Annotated in this window: 19 protein-coding genes; 7 read left to right on the top strand and 12 right to left on the bottom strand. The window is 67.2% G+C overall.

Going from position 1 to position 17324, the window contains the following annotated elements:
- Window positions 1–338 precede the first annotated feature (338 nt).
- From J8847_RS20275 to J8847_RS20260, 4 genes are read right to left on the bottom strand one after another with little or no spacing between them, the layout of a single operon-like run.
- Window positions 339–1106: an SDR family NAD(P)-dependent oxidoreductase gene (locus J8847_RS20275; RefSeq protein WP_211526518.1), complete on the bottom strand. Its 768-nt coding sequence runs from the start codon at window positions 1104–1106 to the stop codon at window positions 339–341.
- A 48-nt stretch (window positions 1107–1154) separates the two neighbouring features.
- On the bottom strand, window positions 1155–1664 hold the full coding sequence (locus J8847_RS20270; RefSeq protein WP_211526517.1) for a TPM domain-containing protein: 510 nt from the start codon (window positions 1662–1664) through the stop codon (window positions 1155–1157).
- Window positions 1664–2500, bottom strand: coding sequence for a YgcG family protein (locus tag J8847_RS20265; RefSeq protein WP_211526516.1), 837 nt, complete (start codon window positions 2498–2500; stop codon window positions 1664–1666). The genes J8847_RS20270 and J8847_RS20265 overlap by 1 nt, the downstream gene beginning before the upstream one ends.
- Before the next feature lies 1 nt (window position 2501).
- Window positions 2502–3113, bottom strand: coding sequence for a LemA family protein (locus J8847_RS20260; RefSeq protein WP_211526515.1), 612 nt, complete (start codon window positions 3111–3113; stop codon window positions 2502–2504).
- Between the two features lie 146 nt (window positions 3114–3259).
- On the opposite strand from J8847_RS20260, the gene pyrF reads away from it, so the two are divergent.
- Window positions 3260–4081: an orotidine-5'-phosphate decarboxylase gene (pyrF, locus tag J8847_RS20255; protein WP_211526514.1), complete on the top strand. Its 822-nt coding sequence runs from the start codon at window positions 3260–3262 to the stop codon at window positions 4079–4081.
- A 268-nt stretch (window positions 4082–4349) separates the two neighbouring features.
- Here pyrF and sbcB read toward each other — a convergent pair whose 3' ends face one another.
- Together sbcB and J8847_RS20245 are read right to left on the bottom strand one after the other, a co-directional pair.
- Window positions 4350–5798, bottom strand: a complete 1449-nt coding sequence (gene sbcB / locus J8847_RS20250; RefSeq protein WP_211526513.1) for an exodeoxyribonuclease I — start codon at window positions 5796–5798, stop codon at window positions 4350–4352.
- Between the two features lie 92 nt (window positions 5799–5890).
- Window positions 5891–6853 (bottom strand): GGDEF domain-containing protein, encoded by a 963-nt coding sequence (locus J8847_RS20245; protein ID WP_211526532.1) that lies wholly within the window; start codon window positions 6851–6853, stop codon window positions 5891–5893.
- A 107-nt stretch (window positions 6854–6960) separates the two neighbouring features.
- Between J8847_RS20245 and J8847_RS20240 the strand changes: the two genes are divergently transcribed.
- On the top strand, window positions 6961–7776 hold the full coding sequence (locus J8847_RS20240) for a helical backbone metal receptor (RefSeq protein ID WP_211526512.1): 816 nt from the start codon (window positions 6961–6963) through the stop codon (window positions 7774–7776).
- Window positions 7777–7804: 28 nt separating this feature from the next.
- Here the strand turns inward: J8847_RS20240 and J8847_RS20235 are convergent, their stop codons facing one another.
- Window positions 7805–8179, bottom strand: a complete 375-nt coding sequence (locus tag J8847_RS20235; RefSeq protein WP_211526511.1) for an HPF/RaiA family ribosome-associated protein — start codon at window positions 8177–8179, stop codon at window positions 7805–7807.
- A gap of 174 nt (window positions 8180–8353) precedes the next feature.
- Between J8847_RS20235 and J8847_RS20230 the strand changes: the two genes are divergently transcribed.
- Complete coding sequence (locus J8847_RS20230) at window positions 8354–8644, top strand: hypothetical protein (protein WP_211526510.1); 291 nt, start codon at window positions 8354–8356, stop codon at window positions 8642–8644.
- 36 nt (window positions 8645–8680) lie between these two features.
- On the top strand, window positions 8681–10234 hold the full coding sequence (locus J8847_RS20225; protein ID WP_211526509.1) for a methyl-accepting chemotaxis protein: 1554 nt from the start codon (window positions 8681–8683) through the stop codon (window positions 10232–10234).
- Here the strand turns inward: J8847_RS20225 and J8847_RS20220 are convergent.
- The 5 genes from J8847_RS20220 to J8847_RS20200 all read right to left on the bottom strand — a co-directional run bounded on the left by J8847_RS20220 (window position 10215) and on the right by J8847_RS20200 (window position 15445).
- Entirely contained in the window at window positions 10215–11090 is an 876-nt protein-coding gene (locus J8847_RS20220) for a PHB depolymerase family esterase (RefSeq protein WP_211526508.1), read from the bottom strand. The genes J8847_RS20225 and J8847_RS20220 overlap by 20 nt on opposite strands.
- A gap of 73 nt (window positions 11091–11163) precedes the next feature.
- Window positions 11164–12360 (bottom strand): HAMP domain-containing sensor histidine kinase, encoded by a 1197-nt coding sequence (locus J8847_RS20215; protein WP_211526507.1) that lies wholly within the window; start codon window positions 12358–12360, stop codon window positions 11164–11166.
- A complete protein-coding gene (locus tag J8847_RS20210) occupies window positions 12353–13057 on the bottom strand; it encodes a response regulator transcription factor (RefSeq protein WP_211526506.1) in 705 nt (234 codons plus the stop codon). The genes J8847_RS20215 and J8847_RS20210 overlap by 8 nt, the downstream gene beginning before the upstream one ends.
- Window positions 13058–13098: 41 nt before the next feature.
- Window positions 13099–14331, bottom strand: coding sequence for an MFS transporter (locus J8847_RS20205; RefSeq protein ID WP_211526505.1), 1233 nt, complete (start codon window positions 14329–14331; stop codon window positions 13099–13101).
- A gap of 85 nt (window positions 14332–14416) precedes the next feature.
- Window positions 14417–15445: a CDP-6-deoxy-delta-3,4-glucoseen reductase gene (locus J8847_RS20200; protein ID WP_211526504.1), complete on the bottom strand. Its 1029-nt coding sequence runs from the start codon at window positions 15443–15445 to the stop codon at window positions 14417–14419.
- A 164-nt stretch (window positions 15446–15609) separates the two neighbouring features.
- Between J8847_RS20200 and J8847_RS20195 the strand changes: the two genes are divergently transcribed.
- The 3 genes from J8847_RS20195 to J8847_RS20185 all read left to right on the top strand — a co-directional run bounded on the left by J8847_RS20195 (window position 15610) and on the right by J8847_RS20185 (window position 17255).
- Window positions 15610–16494: an NAD-dependent epimerase/dehydratase family protein gene (locus tag J8847_RS20195; protein ID WP_211526503.1), complete on the top strand. Its 885-nt coding sequence runs from the start codon at window positions 15610–15612 to the stop codon at window positions 16492–16494.
- Window positions 16495–16500: 6 nt separating this feature from the next.
- The gene (locus J8847_RS20190; RefSeq protein WP_373888820.1) at window positions 16501–16734 is read left to right on the top strand and encodes a hypothetical protein; all 234 of its coding nucleotides are present in this window, start codon (window positions 16501–16503) and stop codon (window positions 16732–16734) included.
- Window positions 16735–16991: 257 nt separating this feature from the next.
- Window positions 16992–17255: a hypothetical protein gene (locus J8847_RS20185; RefSeq protein ID WP_211526502.1), complete on the top strand. Its 264-nt coding sequence runs from the start codon at window positions 16992–16994 to the stop codon at window positions 17253–17255.
- The last annotated feature ends 69 nt before the right edge of the window (window positions 17256–17324 follow it).

Genomic DNA, 17324 nt, shown 5'->3' with positions numbered 1-17324 from the left:
GGAGTGGTCGAGTTTGCTGGTAGGCTGAAACCTGTATTTCAGGCGCCTACGCAATGTCCGGAGGCTCATGCGGCGGTAATTCGATGCGGTGCGGTACTCGTCAGCGTAGTGCTTGAGACCCGAGAGCAGGGTGTTGGCGGAACCGTCAACCATGCCACAGGGAACATGAGTAAATTTGGGCAAAAAAAAGCCCGCATTGCGCGGGCTTGAAGACTATTTTCTTGGAGGAGAATAGTGGAGACAGGTGCATTATGCTGCGCTGCCGAATATCAGTCCAATTTAGAATACGGATACCAGACATTCGATTCGGAAATATCTTATAAGCACCTCCACGTTTCCTACTCGCGCACGGGCACCGTGTAGTTGAGCGCCATGCGCCCACCGTCGGCGTACAGGGTCTGCCCGGTCATGTAGGAGGCGTCGTCGCTGGCCAGGAAGGCGCAGATCGACGCGATTTCCTCCGGTTCGCCGCAGCGGCCAAGGGGTGTGCGCGACAGGATGGTGCGGCGCGCTTCCGGGCTGCCGAGCACCGCCTGCTTGGCCAGTTCGGTGAGGATGGTGCCCGGACCAATGGCGTTCACGCGGATGCCGTACTGGGCCAGGCTGATCGAGGCCACGCGGGTCAGCTGGTTGACGCCGCCTTTCGACACCACGTAGGGCACCTGGTTCGGGATCGTCAGCTCGGCGTTGACGCTCGACATATTGATGATGCAGCCGCCTTCGCCGCGCTTGACCATGTCGCGCGCCACGGCCTGGCTGCACAGGAACATCGATTTCAGGTTAATGCGCAGCACGCGGTCGAAGTCTTCTTCCTGCAGGTCGAGGAAGTCGGCGGCGTGGGTGACGCCGGCATTGTTGACCAGGATGTCGATGCGCCCGAAAGCGTCCAGGGTGGCCTGCACCATGGCGTCGACCTCGGCTTTCTGGCTGACGTCGGCGCGGTAGAAGCGCGCCTGCTCACCCAGTTGCGCGGCGGCGTCCGCGCCTTCGGGACGCAAGTCCACCAGCATCACGCTGGCGCCTTCCTGCACCAGGCGCCGGGCGCAGGCCAGGCCGATGCCCTGGCTGGCCCCGGTGACGATGGCGATCTTCTGTTGGAGTTTCATGGCGGCCTTTCGCAGTGTCGGAAAGCCGCCATTTTACCTACATGACAACTACAACATCAGCGGTTTGTCAGGCAATTCGTTCGGCCGCGCGCCCTCGGCCGGGAAATGCTGGCGCAGCAGGGCGTTGACCTGGCCGATGGCGGCCAGGCTGGCGTCGTGGAACTTGCCCTGCTTGAAGCCGTCCGTCATCGTGCGGCAGACATCCTGCCAGGTGGCGCGGTCGATCTTGCGGTCGATGCCGCGGTCGGCCACGATGTCGACCTTGTGCTCGGCCAGGTTCACGTAGATCAGGACGCCGCAGTTGTCCTCGGTGTCCCACACGCCGCAGTCGGCGAACAGGGCGATGGCGCGCTGGCGGTTGGTGACGCCGTCCCAGGCGCAGTCGAAGGGCAGGGCGCGTTCCACCACCAGCCGCACTTCGCCGCGGTGGGTCTGCTCGCCGGCCGTGATGGCTTCGGCGATCGCCTGCAGGGTGGCGTCGGGAAAGGCGCGCTTGGCCTCGGCCTTGCTGCTGGTGAGGTGGCGCCATGCGCGGTTCAGTTTTTCTCCAAAGCTCATTACCAATCTCCCGAAGCGCCGCCGCCGTCGAAACTGCCTCCGCCGCCGGAAAATCCGCCGCCTCCGAATCCGCCGCCTCCGCTGCCGAAGCCTCCGCCGCCGCCGCGGTTCATGCTGCCGATGATATTGCCGAGGATGAATCCGGTGGTGGCGTTACCCAGGCCGCTATGGCCCCAGCCCGGGCCGATGCGCGAGCGGCGGCGCGGCCGGAACATCGAGCGCAGCAGGCTGAAGCCGATCACGATCGCGACGATGCCGAACAACGAGAAGCCGCCGCCGTCGTCCGCCGCCTGCCGCTGGGGCAGCTGCTGTTGCTGCCGAGGCGCCGGGAAGGCTTCCTGGTTGAGCAGGGTGGCGATGGCGCCCACGCCCGCCACCAAGCCCTCATAAAAATGGTTCTGGCGGAAGTGCGGGGCGATCACGTCCTGCAGGATGCGCTTCGACTGGGCGTCGGTGAGTACCCCCTGCACGCCGCGGCCCGCCTCGATGCGCAGGCGGCGCAGCGCGCTCGGGTTGTCGCGGGCGACCAGCAGCAGCACGCCGTCGTCCACGCCCTTGCGGCCCAGCTTCCAGGCGTCGGCCACGCGGATGCCGTACTGCTCGATGGCCTCGGGCTCGGTCGATTTGACCAGCAGGACCGCGATCTGGCTCCCGGTCTTGGCTTCGTAGTCGGCCAGCACGGTTTCCAGGCGCTGGCGCTGGTCCGCCTGCAACATGCCGGCCTGGTCGACGACGCGCGCGCTCAGCGGCGGCACTTCCTTGAGCTGCGCGAAGGCCGGGCCGGCCAGGGTCGCAGCAAGCACCAGCGCCCACAGGGTGCGCAGCAGGTTTCGCATCTTATTTGCCGAAGTCCACGGTCGGCGCGGTCGAGATCGCTTTTTCGTTCTCGACGGTGAACGAAGGCTTGGTCTCGTAGCCGAACACCATGGCGGTGAGGTTGTTCGGGAACTTGCGTACGGTGACGTTGTAATCCTGGACCGCCGCGATATAGCGCTGGCGCGCCACGGTGATGCGGTTCTCGGTGCCTTCCAGCTGCGACTGCAGGTCGCGGAAGCTGGTGTCGGCCTTCAGGTCGGGGTATTTCTCGGACACGGCCATCAGGCGCGACAGGGCGCCGGAGAGTTCGCCCTGCACTTGCTGGAATTTCTGGAAGGCTTCCGGATTGTTCAGGACTTCCGGGGTGATCTGGAAGCTGGTGGCGGCGGCGCGGGCGCGAGTCACGGCTTCCAGGGTTTCGCGCTCGTGCGAGGCATAGCCCTTGACGGTGTTGACCAGGTTCGGGATCAGGTCGGCGCGGCGCTGGTACTGGTTGACCACTTCGCCCCAGGCCGCCTTGGTGGCTTCGTCCTTGGTCTGGAACTCGTTGTAGCCGCAGCCGGTGAGCAGGGTGCCGGCGACGGCCAGCATGCTGAGGAACCGGGTCCAACGGGAAAGGAGGGAATGCGTCATGATGGCTGTGTCCATACAAGTTGTTGAATAGTCAAAATATACATGAAACAAACATCTCCTGGCGCATCCGGCGGCCGAGGGGGCCTCGGGGCCGGTCGGCGGGTACAATAATGGGTTTGCAATAACTCCCACCAAGAGGCTCCGACGTGACATTCATCAATAAGCTTTCCGCGGCCTGGACCCGCAACAATTCGCTGCTGTGCGTCGGGCTGGATCCGGACCTGTCGCGCTTCCCGGCGCACCTGGAGGGGCAGCCGGACGCCATCGTCCAGTTCTGCAAGGCCATCATCGATGCGACCGCCGACCTGGCCTGCGCCTTCAAGCCGCAGATCGCCTATTTCGCGGCGCTGGGCGCCGAGGACCAGCTGGAGGAAATCTGCCGCTACCTGCGCGAGACCTATCCGCACATCCCGCTGGTGCTGGACGCCAAGCGCGGCGACATCGGCGCCACCGCGCACCAGTATGCGCGCGAGGCCTTCGACCGTTATGGGGCCGATGCCGTGACCGTGAATCCCTACATGGGCTTCGATTCGGTCGAGCCGTATATGGAGTGGGCGGACCGCGGCGTGATCGTGCTGTGCCGCACCTCGAACGCGGGCGGCTCGGACCTGCAGTTCCTGGATGTGGGCGGGCAGCCGCTGTACCAGCACGTGGCGCGCCTGGTGGCGGAGAAGTGGAACCGCAACGGGCAGTGTGCGCTTGTCGTCGGGGCGACCTTCCCGGAAGAGATCGCGCAGGTGCGCAAGCTGGTGGGGGATATGCCGCTCTTGATTCCCGGCGTCGGCGCGCAGGGTGGGGATGTGGAGGCGACCGTCAAGGCCGGAAGGACTGCGGATGGGACCGGGATGATGATTAATTCGTCGCGGGCGATTCTGTATGCGAAGCCGGTGGAAGGGGAGGACTTTGCGGCGGCGGCGCGTCGGGTGGCGATGGAGACGCGCGACGCGATTAATGCGGCGCGTGGCTGATCGCAGAACTTGGTTTACCGCCTGCGCGGGAATGGCGATTTCAGGTAGCGGGCCACAATCGAAATTGTAGCCCGCTCCGCTGATACGTCGTCCCCGCGAAGGCGGGGATCCAAGTTCGTCGAGCAGCCACTTAGCTGTACCTGAAGGAGGCTGCGAGGAAACTTGGGTCCCGGCCTTCGCCGGGACGACGTGTATGCGCTTGCCGCTAACGGTTAAGCCGTCGTTCCGGCGAAGGCCGGAACCCAAGTTTCGCCGCACAGCCGAACCCTCAATAACGCGCCGGCGCCACCTGCTCCACATAATCATAGAGCGCCCCCAGTATCTCCTCCGCCCGCTCATCCGCCGTCTCCGACAGCGCATCGATTTCCCCAAACAGCTGATCCACCGTCCTCGCCCCCGCCGCCCCGTCGAACAGGCGCGCCGCGCGATGGTCTTCCCAGCGCTGCATCTCCTGCTCCGACAAGGTATGCGGGAAGTTGCGCGCGCGGTAGCGGAACAGCAGCTCGCTCAGGCGCTCGTCCTCGAAGCTGGGACGCTGGCGCGCCAGCGCCTCGGGCGCTTCATGGCGCAGCGCTTCCAGCTTGCGCCGGTCGCCGCTGCTCACGAAGCCGCCGTACAGGTCCTCGTCCACGTCCACTTCCCCGGAAGACGCAGGCTTCTGGAACACCTGCGCCCACACCGCCTTCATGTCGCGCCCGGCCGCCGCCAGCGCCGCATGCGCGCGGCCGCGTTCCAGGTCGATGTCCCAGCGCGTCGCCAGGTCCGGCCGCAAGGTCTTGAGGTTCCCGACCAGCATCGGCGATTTGTTCAGGTGCACGCTCTTGACCGGCAGGCGCGTCATCCCTTCCGGCAGCTCGGCGCTGCGCGTAAACATACGCAGGCGGATTGTCTCCACGTCCATCGCGAACAGCTCGGACGGATCGTGGCGGCAGTCCCATACCAGGATCTCGTTCTTGTTGGTCGGATGCTGGGCCAGCGGCCACACCAGTCCCAGGCAGCCGTATTCGACCGGGAACATGCCCGAGACGTGCAGGAAGGGCTGGCGCTGCGACGGGTCCAGGTGCAGGCCCATCTCGGCCGCCACGCGGTCCTTGCGGCGCAGCTCCAGGCAGAAGTCGAACAGGCGCGGCTGCTTCTCGCGGATCAAACGCGCCAGCGCGATCGTCGCACGCACGTCGGAGAGCGCGTCGTGCGCCGCGTCGTGCGACAAGCCGTTCGCCGCCGTCAGGTGCTCCAGGCGGAAGCTCGGCTTGCCGTCCTCGCGCCGCGGCCACTCGATGCCCTCGGGGCGCAGCGCGTACACCATGCGCACCACGTCCAGCAGGTCCCAGCGCCCGCAGTTGTTCTGCCACTCGCGCGCGTACGGATCGATCAGGTTGCGCCAGAACAGGAAGCGCGTCACCTCGTCGTCGAAGCGGATTGTGTTGTAGCCCACGCCGATGGTGCCCGGCTCGCTGAAGGCGGCCTCGATGATGCGCGCGAACTCGTGTTCGGGCACGCCTTGCTCCAGGCAGTGCTGCGGGGTGATGCCGGTGATCAGGCAAGACTGCGGGTCGGGCAGGAAATCGTTGGCCGGCTGGCAGTACACCATGATCGGCTCGCCGATTTCGTTCAGCTCGGCGTCCGTGCGGATCGCGGCGAACTGGGCCGGGCGGTCGCGGCGCGGGGTGGCGCCAAAGGTTTCATAGTCGTGCCAGAGAAAGGTATGCGTACTCATGCGTGTTCTTGTTGTGTTGTGCGGTCCGGCGCCATGGTGGCACAGATCGGCGCTCAAGTCAGCCCAGCTGAGCAGCCGCTACTGTCAGCCGGCTACACGCAGACCCGGTCGCGGCCCGCTTCCTTGGCGCGGTAGAGCGCGGCGTCGGCGGCGGCCACCAGGGCGCGCTCGTCGTCCCCCGGCGCCAGGCTGGCCACGCCGAAGGAACCCGTCATGTGGGGCAGGGGCAGGCGCATGTCGGGAAACACCACGGCCTCGCGCAGGCGCTGGCACAGGCGCTCGGCCACCATGGTGGCGAGCTGGGCGCTGGTGTCGGGCAGCACCGCCATCATCTCTTCGCCGCCGTAGCGCACGGCGAAGTCGGACGGACGCAGGGCGCCGCGGATCACGCTGGCGGCGGCCGACAGGGCGGCGTCGCCCGCGATGTGGCCGTGGGTGTCGTTGAAGCGCTTGAAATGGTCGAGGTCGATCATTACCAGCGACAGCGGATTGCCGTCCTGGGCCGCGCGCGCCACCAGCTTGGGCAGCATCTCGTTCAGCCAGGCGCGGTTGTACAGGCCCGTCAGGGCGTCGTTGAGCGAGAGCTGGCGGTAGAACTCGCCCAGCTTCTGGCGCCGGCGCAGCAGGGCGTTGGCGGCGCGCACGCGGAAGGACAGCAGGCGCAGCAGGTTGCGCGCCAGGACATTCGAGCGGTCGATCAGTTCCCACACCAGGTCCGGCTCGATCACCAGCAGTTCGCTGTCCTCGAGCGCGGTGATGGCCGCCAGGTTGACGGCGTCGTCCAGCACCGCCTGCTCGCCCGCGCTTTCGCCGGGCAGGATGCGGCTGGTGCCGCCGTCGTCGCCGGTGTGGACGTCGGATGCGAGTTCCAGCAGCCCGGACAGCACGATGTAGAGGCGCGCCTGGCCCCCGCCCGCGATACGCCGGCCGCGCGCCATCCGCACCACCGCGCAGGACGCCAATGCGGCGGCCACGGCGGGGTCGCGTTCGCCGCGGAATAATTGCAGGTCGCCGGCGGTGAAGCGGGAAGCACCGAAGGTGCCGATGTGTTCCAAGTGATCCTCGAGCTGTCTAGACGTCATTACATCCATGGAATAATAACGCATTGCAACTCCGACGCGGTGGCTGGCGTTTCATAAACAACAGTGGTCCAATAGCGACTATGACAACATCCAGCCTTCCACTCCTCGATGCGCTCGGCCAGGCGCACGCTCCGGCGCCAGGTGCGCGCATCGTGTCTTTGGTGCCCTCGATCACCGAACTGCTGTGCGACCTGGGCCTGGCGTCCCGGCTGGTCGGGCGCACGGGCTTCTGCATCCATCCGCGCGAAACGCTTGCCGCGATCCCGAAAGTGGGCGGCACCAAGGACGTCAACATCGACAAGATCCGCAAGCTGGCGCCGACCCACGTGATCGTCAACATTGACGAAAATGAAAAGCCGACCGCCGACAAGCTGGCCGAATTCGTGCCCCACGTCGTGGTCACCCATCCCCTGGTGCCACAGGACAACCTGGCCCTGGCGCGCCTGATGGGCGGCATCTTCGGCGCGGAAGACAAGGCCGAGGCCTGGTGCGCCGCTTTCGAGCGCGAGCTGGCCCAGGTGCGCAGCATGCCGCCCGGTCCGCCGCGCACCGTGCTGTACTGCATCTGGCAAGACCCGTGGATGAGCGCGTCGAAGGACACCTACATCGCCGCCATGCTGGCCGAGCTCGGCTGGCGCATTCCCGAGCTGGGCGAGGCCCGCTATCCGCGCTTCGAGTGGTCGCAAGCACTGGTGGATCAACTGGATGCGGTGCTGCTGTCGACCGAGCCTTATCGCTTCACCGAGGCGCATGCCGACGCGCTGGAGAAGCAGATCGGCATCCCGGTCCTGCTGGTCGACGGCGAGATGATGTCGTGGTACGGCAGCCGCGCGCTGGCGGGCGTGCGCTATCTGCGCGAGCTGAGGGGAATGCTGGACGGAGAGCGTACGCCCTGACGCAGGGCGTACGCGCATCCGACGGCGATCAGGAATCCGTCAGGTGCTTGTCGGACAGCGGATCGTCGATGGCCGGCGAAGTGTGCTTGTTCTTGTCCTGCAGGCGCCCGATGGCGCTGTCGAGGGCGCGCGCCAGCTTGCCGCCCGCGTTCTGCACCGCCTGGTGCAGGTCGGCCGCGTGCTCGTGCACGACCACCGGCGCATAGCCGGACACGCGCGCTTCCATCATGCAGCTCTGGCCGCCGTCGGCCTTCTTTTCCTTGACCTCGTTACTCAGGTGCACGTCGACACGGGTCACGTGGTCGCCGAAGCGGCCGATGGAGGAGCGCAGGACGGATTCCACATGCTCGTCCAGGCCTTGGTGCTTATCGATGGTGTTATCGGTATTGACATTGATTTGCATGGGTTTGCTCCTGTTGTCACGTTAAGTCCATCTTACACGTCCCCTTGTTTTCGCTGCGCCCGGTCTGCACAAAGGGCGGTGTTGGATTTTGCTCATGTGAAACAATGCGTGAGACTGTGCTAATTTTTAGTACGTAGAATCCATGCCTGAATCAACTCGTTCTGTTCATTTTGTATGGCACACGTCTTCAGGCATCCGCACACCGGCCGGCGCGAAACGGTCGGTTTCCGCTGTTCCCTGTGCGTGCTGGTGGCGGGCGTCGCCTACCTGGCCTACAAGCGGCAGTGGATGCACGCCTTCATGGCCGGCATCATTCTCGCGATTCCCGTCTACCTGTGCTGCAGCAGCATGCTGGGTTTCACGCTGCCGCTGGTGTCCATCGCCTATTCCCTCGCCATCCAGGACATGCTTGTCGCCGATTACCTGGAGCGCGGCTGGGTCGAACTCGGCCCGGCCGGCGCATGAAGCGCCCTGCGGCCATTCTTCTCATCCAGGTCCATCGTGTTATCCAATCTGAAAATCGGTACCCGGCTCGCCTTGTCCTTCGGGGTCGTCGTTGCCCTCATGTTCGCCATCACGGCCATTTCCCTGAACCGGCTCGGCACGACCGCCGACGCGATCGGCGCGGCGACCGCGATCCGCCAGCAGCAACTCGAGCCGCTGTACGAAATCCGCGAGGCGCTGGCCCAGACCGGCATCGCGGCGCGCAACGTGTACATCGTGCAGGACCCGGCCCAGGCGCAGGCCGAGCTGGACCTGCTGGACCGCCAGCGCGACGCCTACGTGCGCAAGCTCGATGCGCTGGAACCGGTCCTGCGCGGCCGGCCCGAGTTCGACAAGGCCAGCGCGGGACTGCGCCAGATGGCGCAGGAACTCCTGCGCCCGCGCCAGCTGCGCGACAGCGGCGACATGGCGGCCTTCGCCGCTTTCCTGATCAATGAATGCAGCCCGCTGCGGCGCCGGATCGTGACCGATCTCGACGCCGCGATCGATGCCATCGAAGCCGACATGAATGCGGCGAGCGACAACATCGGCGCCGTCACCGAACACTCGCGCTGGATCGTGGTGGCCATCTCCGCGCTGGCCGCGGCGCTCGGCGCCGGCCTCGCGGCGGCCGTCACGCGCGGCGTCACCCGTCCGATCCGCCGCGCCTGCGCGTTCGCCCAGGCGGTCGAGCGGGGCGACCTCACGGTCGCACTGGAAGCGCGCTCGAGGGACGAGCTGGGCGCGATGATGGGCACCCTGCATGGCATGCGCCTGGGCCTGGCGCGTATCGTGCAGGAGGTGCGTCGCGGCGCCAGCGAAATCTCGACGGTCACCGACGAAGTCGCGACCGGGAACCGTCACCTGTCGCAACGCACCGCGTCGCAAGCCGCGTCGCTGGAACAGACCGTCGCCGCGATGGAGTCGCTGACCAGCACGGTGCGCAACAATGCCGACGCGGCGCAGGCGGCGGGGCAGGTGGCGGCTGCGGCCTCCTCCGTGGCGGTCGAGGGCGGCGTCATCATGGACAAGGTGGTGGAGAAGATGGACACCATCGATGCGGCGTCGGCGCGCATCGTCGACATCATCGCGGTCATCGACGGCATCGCGTTCCAGACCAACATCCTGGCCCTGAACGCCGCCGTCGAAGCGGCGCGCGCCGGCGAGCAGGGACGCGGCTTCGCGGTCGTCGCCGGTGAAGTGCGCAACCTGGCGCAGCGCTCGGCGGTCGCGGCCCAGGAAATCAAGGCCCTCATCGGCGAGTCGGTCGCGGCCATCGGCGACGGCTCGGCCCTGGTCGGCCAAGCGGGACAGACCATGGAGCAGATCGTCGCCAACGTCAACCGCCTGGCTGGCGCGATGCGCGAGATGGCCGATGCCAGCGACAGCCAGGCCACCCAGGTGCGCGAGATCAGCCTGGCGCTGGGCCACGTCGACGGGCTGACGCAGCAGAATGCCGCGCTGGTGGAAGAGGCCACCGCCGCCGCGCAGTCGCTGCACGAGCAGTCACAGCACCTTCAGGAACAGGTGGGCCGGTTCCGGACCGCGGCGCTCATCGCCGGTGCCGGCTGAAGAACTGCCACATCAGTTCATTGGCGTCGACATCGCGCGTAGTCTTCCCGATCGGCAGGCCGATATTGAAGGGATCGGCGCCCGGCCAGGTATGGCCGCCGTCCTTCACCGTCACCAGCGCCACGCCGCGCTCAACGTCAGCCTGTTCGAGATAGGTCACATCGGTGCCGTCGCCCTTATCGGCGTCGATCGTGCGTGAGCGCGCCGGCGCCGAGGCCAGGCCGTTGCGCTCGGCCCAGTAGCGCTGGCTGTCCTCGGCGGACAGGTAGCCGGCCGGCTTGCCGCCGTAGGCCACCACCTGGTCCGCGGTACCGTGGATCAGCATCACGCCGACCTTGCCCGCCTTCGTATGATGCTGGACCAGCGGCTTCGGCGTCGGCCCGCCCACCGAGGCCACGGCTGCGAACACTTCCGGCAGGTCGGCCGCGAGGCGCAGCGCAAAGAAGCCCCCGCGCGACAGGCCGGTGGCATACACCCGGCTGCCGTCGATGCGGTAATCCTGCTTGAGCTTAGCCAGCAGCGCCTGGGTGAAGCCGACGTCGTCGGTCCCTTCCAGATAAGGCATGTCGAAACCGACGTTCCAGTCCTGTTTGATGCCTTGCGGGTAGACCACGATGAAGCGGTGGCGGTCCGCCGTCCGGTTCATCTGGCTGTACAGCATCTGCTCGGTCATGCTCATGCCGCCGCCGTGGAAGTTGAAGACGACCGGATAGGATTGCTGCGGTTCGCTGTGGTAGGACGCGGGCGTGTACACGATGTACTTGCGCTTTTCTTCCTTGTGGACGAGCTTGCCGACCTGGGCCAGCGCCGTGGTGCAGGCACAGGACAGGGCGATCAGGGCGATGAGGATTTTCATGGACGTGCTCCTGGTGAATGGAGCACCCAGCGTATGCGGGCAGGGGTGAAATCGCGGTGAAATCCCGCGGATTTCAGCTCGTGGGGCGGATCTCGACGCGGTAGCTCGACGGGCCCGGGTGGAAACCGAGTTCCCAGTGCATGGCCCGCGCGACGCGCGCCAGCAGGTTCTGCCCGTGCGAAAAGCCCTGGATGCGGCCCGGTTCTCCCGGCGTCACGGTATTCGCGATCACCAGCCTGCCATCGGCCCAGCAGAGCGACAGCCGGGCCTGGGGACCGCCGTGGAAGAGTGCATTGCCCACGCAGTTATGGACGAGGAGGGCGGCAAGATGCGGGTTGCCGGCGACCTCGAGGCGCTCGGGCAGGTCGAGCGTCCAGCGGCTGGCGTCCCACCGGCCTTCTTCCAGAACGCGCAGCAGGCATTGCTCGATGCAGGCGCGCAGGTCGAAGCGTTCGCTGCCGAGCCGCTCGGCGCGGGCGAGGGCAAACAGGACGTCGACCGTATTCCGAATCTCGTCCAGCCCAGCCTGCAGCTGCACCGCTTCCACATCGCCGATGGGACGCGTCGCGAGCGTGTTGTTCATGATGGTGAGCGGCGTGCGCAGCTCGTGGCCCACGTCGCGCGTGAATGCGTGCTCGCGCTCCAGCGCGGCCTGCAATTCGCTGAAGCTGGTTTCCAGGCGTTCGGCCAGGAAGCCGATTTCGTCAGGCCGGCCGCGTGCGCTGAAGGCGATCTCGCTGCCGGGTCCCAGCGCGCGCGCTTCCGCGGCAAGGGTCTGCAAAGGCAGGACCAGGCGCCTGGCCAGCAGCCAGGCCAGCAGCAGCGCCAGCGCGATCAGTCCCAGCGCCACGAAGATCAGCACGCCGCCGACGTCCTGGATCACCTTGGAGACCACCAGCAGCGGGCCTACGTCGGCCAGCAGGTACACGCGCCGCGCGTCGAGGTCGAGGGCCATCAGGTGATAGTGGCGCCCGCCGCCGGCGAACACTTCGGCGCGTCCTTCCGCCGGCCCCGCCGCCTGGCGCACGACGGCGGGCAGGGCCGCATGGCTGGCGTAGACGGCGATCAGATCGTTGCGCGCCGACGGAATGTCGCCGTGCTGCTCCACATGGCGCGCGATGGCGCGCGCTTCCCTCTCCAGCAGGCGCTCGACCAGCATGTCTTCGGTGACGTAGGCGATGACGACCGCCAGCCCGGTGTAGCACAGGCAGATCAGGACCGTGAAGCCGGCCAGCGCCGTGAACAATCCCTGCCGGATCGACTTAGCCATCCTGCGGCGCCGCGTCGAGATCGAGCCGGTAGCCCAGGTTCAGGATGGTTGCCAGCAGCTTGCGCCCGGACGCCTGTTCGAGCTGCTTGCGCAGGGTGTAGATGTGGGACTTGAGCGCATCGCTGTCCGGCGGGTCGTCGCCCCACAGGTGCCGGACCAAAACCGAGCGCGAGACCGGATGCGGGTGTTCCCTGCACAGCTGGAGCAGGATCCTGAAGCCGGTCTGGGTCAGCGCCAGCGGCGCGCCCTCGTACGCGGCGCGCATCTCGCGCGGCAGCAGGGTCAAAGGCCCGACCTGCAGCTCCTGGCGCAGGTGCAGCTGCCCGCGCCGCGCCAGCGCTTCGCAGCGCAGGGCCAGTTCGCGCAGGTCGAAGGGCTTGGTCAGGTAGTCGTCGGCGCCGTCGCGGAATCCGCGCGCCTTGTCCTCGAAGGCGTCGCGCGCGGTCAGCATCAGGACCGGCACGTTGCTCGGGGCGTTCGCCTTGATCTGGCGGCAGACCTCGAGGCCGTCGATGTCGGGCAGGTTGAGGTCGAGCAGCACCACGTCGTAGGCGTGCCGGGTCGCCAGCTCGATGGCGAGGCGCCCGGTGGCCGCATGGTCGGTCTGCCACCCCAGCCCGTCGAGGAAACCCGCCACCTGGCGCGCAATCGTCGGGTGGTCTTCGACCAGCAATACGCTCAGCGGGGGACGGTTCATCGGTCAGGGAGCCATGATCAGGAACCGGGATTGTAGCGCGCCTAGGCGCCGCTCTTGCGATCCTGGTCGTGGTGAGGGAAGCGGTCCATCCTGGAGAGCACGGGGAACAGCACCGCCCAGAGGCCGGTGACGAACAGGGTGGCGGCCCCGCCCAGCAGGATCGCGCGCACCAGGCCGAGCCAGCCGGCGGTCACGCCGGATTCGAACTCTCCCAGTTCGTTCGAGGCGCCGATGAACACCGAGTTCACGGCGCTGACGCGGCCGCGGATCTCGTCCGGCGTCTCGTACTGCACAAGCAGGTGACGGATGTAGACGCTGACCATGTCGCCCGCGCCCAGCAGGAACAGGGCGCAAAGGGCGACCGGGAAGCTGGCGGTCCAGCCCAGCACCAGGGTGCACAGGCCGAACATGGCCACGCCGCCGAACATCCAGGCGCCCACGCGGCGCGTGATCGGGAAGAAGGCCAGCGCGATCGAGCACAGCGCCGCGCCGGCGCCGGGCGCGGTGCGCAGCAGCCCAAGGCCGGTGGGGCCGGCCTGCAGCACGTCGTGCGCATAGGCCGGGAGCAGGGCGGTGGCGCCGCCGAACAGCACCGCGAACAGGTCGAGCGAGATCGCCCCCAGCACGAGCGGGCGCGAGCGGACGAAGCGCAGGCCTTCCAGCAGGGTGTGCCAGCTGACCGGCGCCTTGCTCACGGTCTGCTGCACGCTGCGGGTGGCGGACATCAGCAGCACCGCCAGCGCCAGCAGGCAGCTGGACGTCATGTGCACGGTCTGCGGGCCGAACACGTAGAGCAGGCCGCCGATGATGGGGCCGGCGATCACCGCCACGTGGAAGGTCGAGGAGCCGAGCGCCACGGCCTGGCTGAAGTCGCGGTCCGGCACCAGGTTCTTCAGCACCGCCTGCGAGGCCGGCATCATGAAGGCGCGTGCGCTGCCGAACAGCACCAGGATCGCGAACACCGGCCACACCACCTGGCTGCCGCTGGCAGTGAAGGCGACCAGCATCAGGCTGCACAGCAGCTGGGTGGCCATGCACAGCAGCACGATGAGGCGGCGGTTGTGGCGGTCGGCCACGTGGCCGGCCCACAGGATCAGGACGAGGAAGGGCGCGAACTGGGCCAGACCGATGAGGCCGAGGTCGAACAGGCTGCCGGTGATCTGGTAGACCTGCCAGCCGATGGCCACGCTTTGCATCTGGACGGCGAGGGTGCCGAGGAAGCGCGCGGAAAGGTAGAAGGAGAGGTTGCGGTTGCGCAGGACGGCGAGGGACATGGAATTGGTGGTAATGAGGCAGCGAACGCGGGACGAGCCCGCTATTCTGCCCCAATCCACGGCCGCTCGCCGGCCGGCGCCCGGCTCAAGGCTGGGCCAGGTCGGCTTCCGAGGTGAAGGCGTCGGCGTAGAACTCGTCCGCCGGCAGGCCGCATTGCGCCGAATAGTCGCGCCGCGCCGAATCGACCATGATGGGCGCGCCGCAGGCATACACCTGCCAGCCCGACAGGTCGCGGATGTCCTGCATCACGGCCGCGTGCACGTAGCCGGTGCGGCCCTCCCAGTTGTCTTCAGGCAGCGCGTCGGAGATCACCGGCACGTAGCGGAAGTCCGGCAGGGTGGTCTCCCAGGCGCGGCACAATTCGTCCATGTACAGGTCTTGCGGACGGCGGCCGCCCCAGTACAGGCGCACCGGGCGGGTCGACTTCAGGTGCATCAGGTGCTCGACCAGGGCCTTCACCGGGGCGAAGCCGGTGCCCGAGGCCAGCAGCACGATCGGCTTGTCGGATTCCTCGCGCAGGAAGAAGGTGCCCAGCGGGCCTTCGAAGCGCAGGATGTCGCGCTCTTTCATGGCGCCGAACACGTGGTCGGTGAACAGGCCGCCCGGCAGGTGGCGGATGTGAAGTTCGAGCGGGCCTTCGAAGGACGGCGCGTTGCCGATGCTGTAGGCGCGGCGCTTGCCGTCCTTGAGCAGGAATTCGATGTACTGGCCGGCGCGGTAGGCCAGCGCTTCATTGGCCGGCAGCTGCAGGCTGACGATGGCGACGTCCGGCGCGGCCTTGCGGATGGCCGCGATCCGGGTCGGCATCTTGCGCACCGGGTACTCGCTGCTGCCGCCCACTTCGCGCGCCTCGATCACGAGGTCGCCTTGCGGCACCGCGCAGCAGAACAGGGACATGCCCTGGGTCTTTTCGATGTCGCTCAGGGCGCGCTGCTGGTGCGGCTTGTGCTCCACCGCGCCTTCGAGCACCTTGCCCTTGCACGAGCCGCAGGCGCCATTCTTGCAGCCATAGGGCAGGCCGATGCCGGCGCGGATGGCCGCGGCGAGGACGGTTTCGTCGGCTTCGCAGGTGAACTGGTGGCCGCTCGGCTGGACGGTAACTTGGTAGGTCATGCGATATCGTCGGTTATGCGCCTGCTGGTGCAAGCTGTTGATCTGATAGGGCTTTACTGCGTAAGGGCGCCATTCTACACCTCCCCTGCGGGGGCCGGGGAACGCCGCGCCCGGCGCTGTGCTAGAGTAGCCGCCTCCGATCCGCCCAAGCATTCTTCCGACCCATGCCCCGATCCGCCGCCTTCGACCTTCCGCGCCTGCTCATCGTGGGCTGCGGCGACGTCGGCATGCGCCTGCTGCCGCTGCTGCGCGGCCGCTTCCGCGTGTTCGCCCTGACCAGCCAGCCGGAGCGTCGCGCCGCCCTGCGCGCCGCCGGAGCCGTACCCGTGGTGGCCGACCTCGACCGCCCGCACACGCTGGCGCGCCTGCGCCATCTGGCGCCCTGGGTGCTGCACCTTGCGCCGCCCCAGCCGGAAGGACCGCAGGACCTGCGCACGCGCCGCCTGGCCGCGGCGCTGGGCGGCGTCAGGCGCATGGTCTACGTCAGCACCAGCGGCGTCTACGGCGATTGCGGCGGCGCGCTGGTCGGCGAGCAGCGTCCGGTCGCGCCGCGCAACGCGCGCGCACTGCGCCGCGTCGATGCCGAGCGCGTGCTGCGCGCCTGGGCCCTGGCCAGCGGGGCGCAGCTGGCGATCCTGCGCGTGCCGGGCATCTATGCGCAGGACCGGCTGCCGCTCAAGCGCCTGGAGCAGGGGACGCCGGCGCTGCATGCCGACGAGGATGTGTACACCAGCCACATCCACGCGGACGACCTGGCGCGCATCGTGCTGCAGGCGCTGCTGCATGGCCGGCCGGGACGGGTCTATCACGCGGTGGACGACACGCGCATGAAGATGGGCGAGTACTTCGACGCCGTGGCCGACGCGTTCCGGTTGCCGCATCCGCCGCGCCTGCCGCGCGCCGAACTGGAGAAGGTGGTGTCGCCGGTGCTGCTGTCCTTCATGTCCGAATCGCGCCGGCTCGACAACACGCGCATGAAGCGCGAGCTGAAAGTGCGCCTGCGCTATCCCGACGTCGCTTCCGCGCTGCGGCGGCTGGCCGTACAATAGCGGCCTATGAAGAAGCCGATGACCTACGAAGCCTACCTGGACGAAGTGACCACCCTGATCGTCGAGAAATACAATCTCGACGACGCCGCCGCGATCAAGCTCGTGGTCGACGCCCAGGATGCCGGATACTTCGTTGCCCACGACGACAAGCCGGAAATGCGCACCCTCGACCGCGCGCACGCCGATGCGCGCGCCCTGTACCAGGCAAGCGCCTTCGCCAAGCCCAAGCGCGGCAAGTAAGCCTCCCTCCCGGCCGCCGCGCGCGGCCGATTCTTTCCTTCAATTGAGCCCGGCCGTGCTTCGCATGCCGGCGCCGCTTCACGCCCATTCGCATCAGCAAAAAAATGCGGTCTTGAGCAAAAGTTAAGCAATGTATGTATGATTTCGCATTCCGCGAAAAAAGCCATATAAATGGTGCCGTTTTTGGCGTCAGGCTCTAACTTTCGCTGTGAATTCTAAGAATTTAATTAATTAATAATATTCCTGAAAGAGCCGCCATGCCCATCCGCCGCCTGCCTCCCCATGCGCAGTACGACCCCAACCGCGTCCTCGACGCCATCATCGACAAGCTGCGCCTGAAGAACGACGCCGCGCTCTCGCGCGTGCTGGAAGTCGCGCCGCCCGTGATCAGCAAGATCCGCCACAACACGCTGCCGATCGGCGCGACGCTGCTGTTGCGCATGCACGAGGAGAGCGAGTTCAGCATCCGCGAATTGCGCGCGCTGATGGTCAAGGCCGACGGCGCTTCCGCGCCGGCCTGAAGCCCGAAAACGCCCGCGGGCCGGGGGGGGGGCGGGGGGCGGCCGGGGGGCGGCGGGGGGGGGGGGGGG

Origin of the sequence: Massilia sp. AB1, assembly GCF_018119385.1 — a bacterium.
Taxonomy (GTDB): domain Bacteria; phylum Pseudomonadota; class Gammaproteobacteria; order Burkholderiales; family Burkholderiaceae_D; genus Telluria.
Note: the sequence above shows the minus strand (reverse complement) of the source record. Positions and strands in the feature narration are given on the sequence as shown.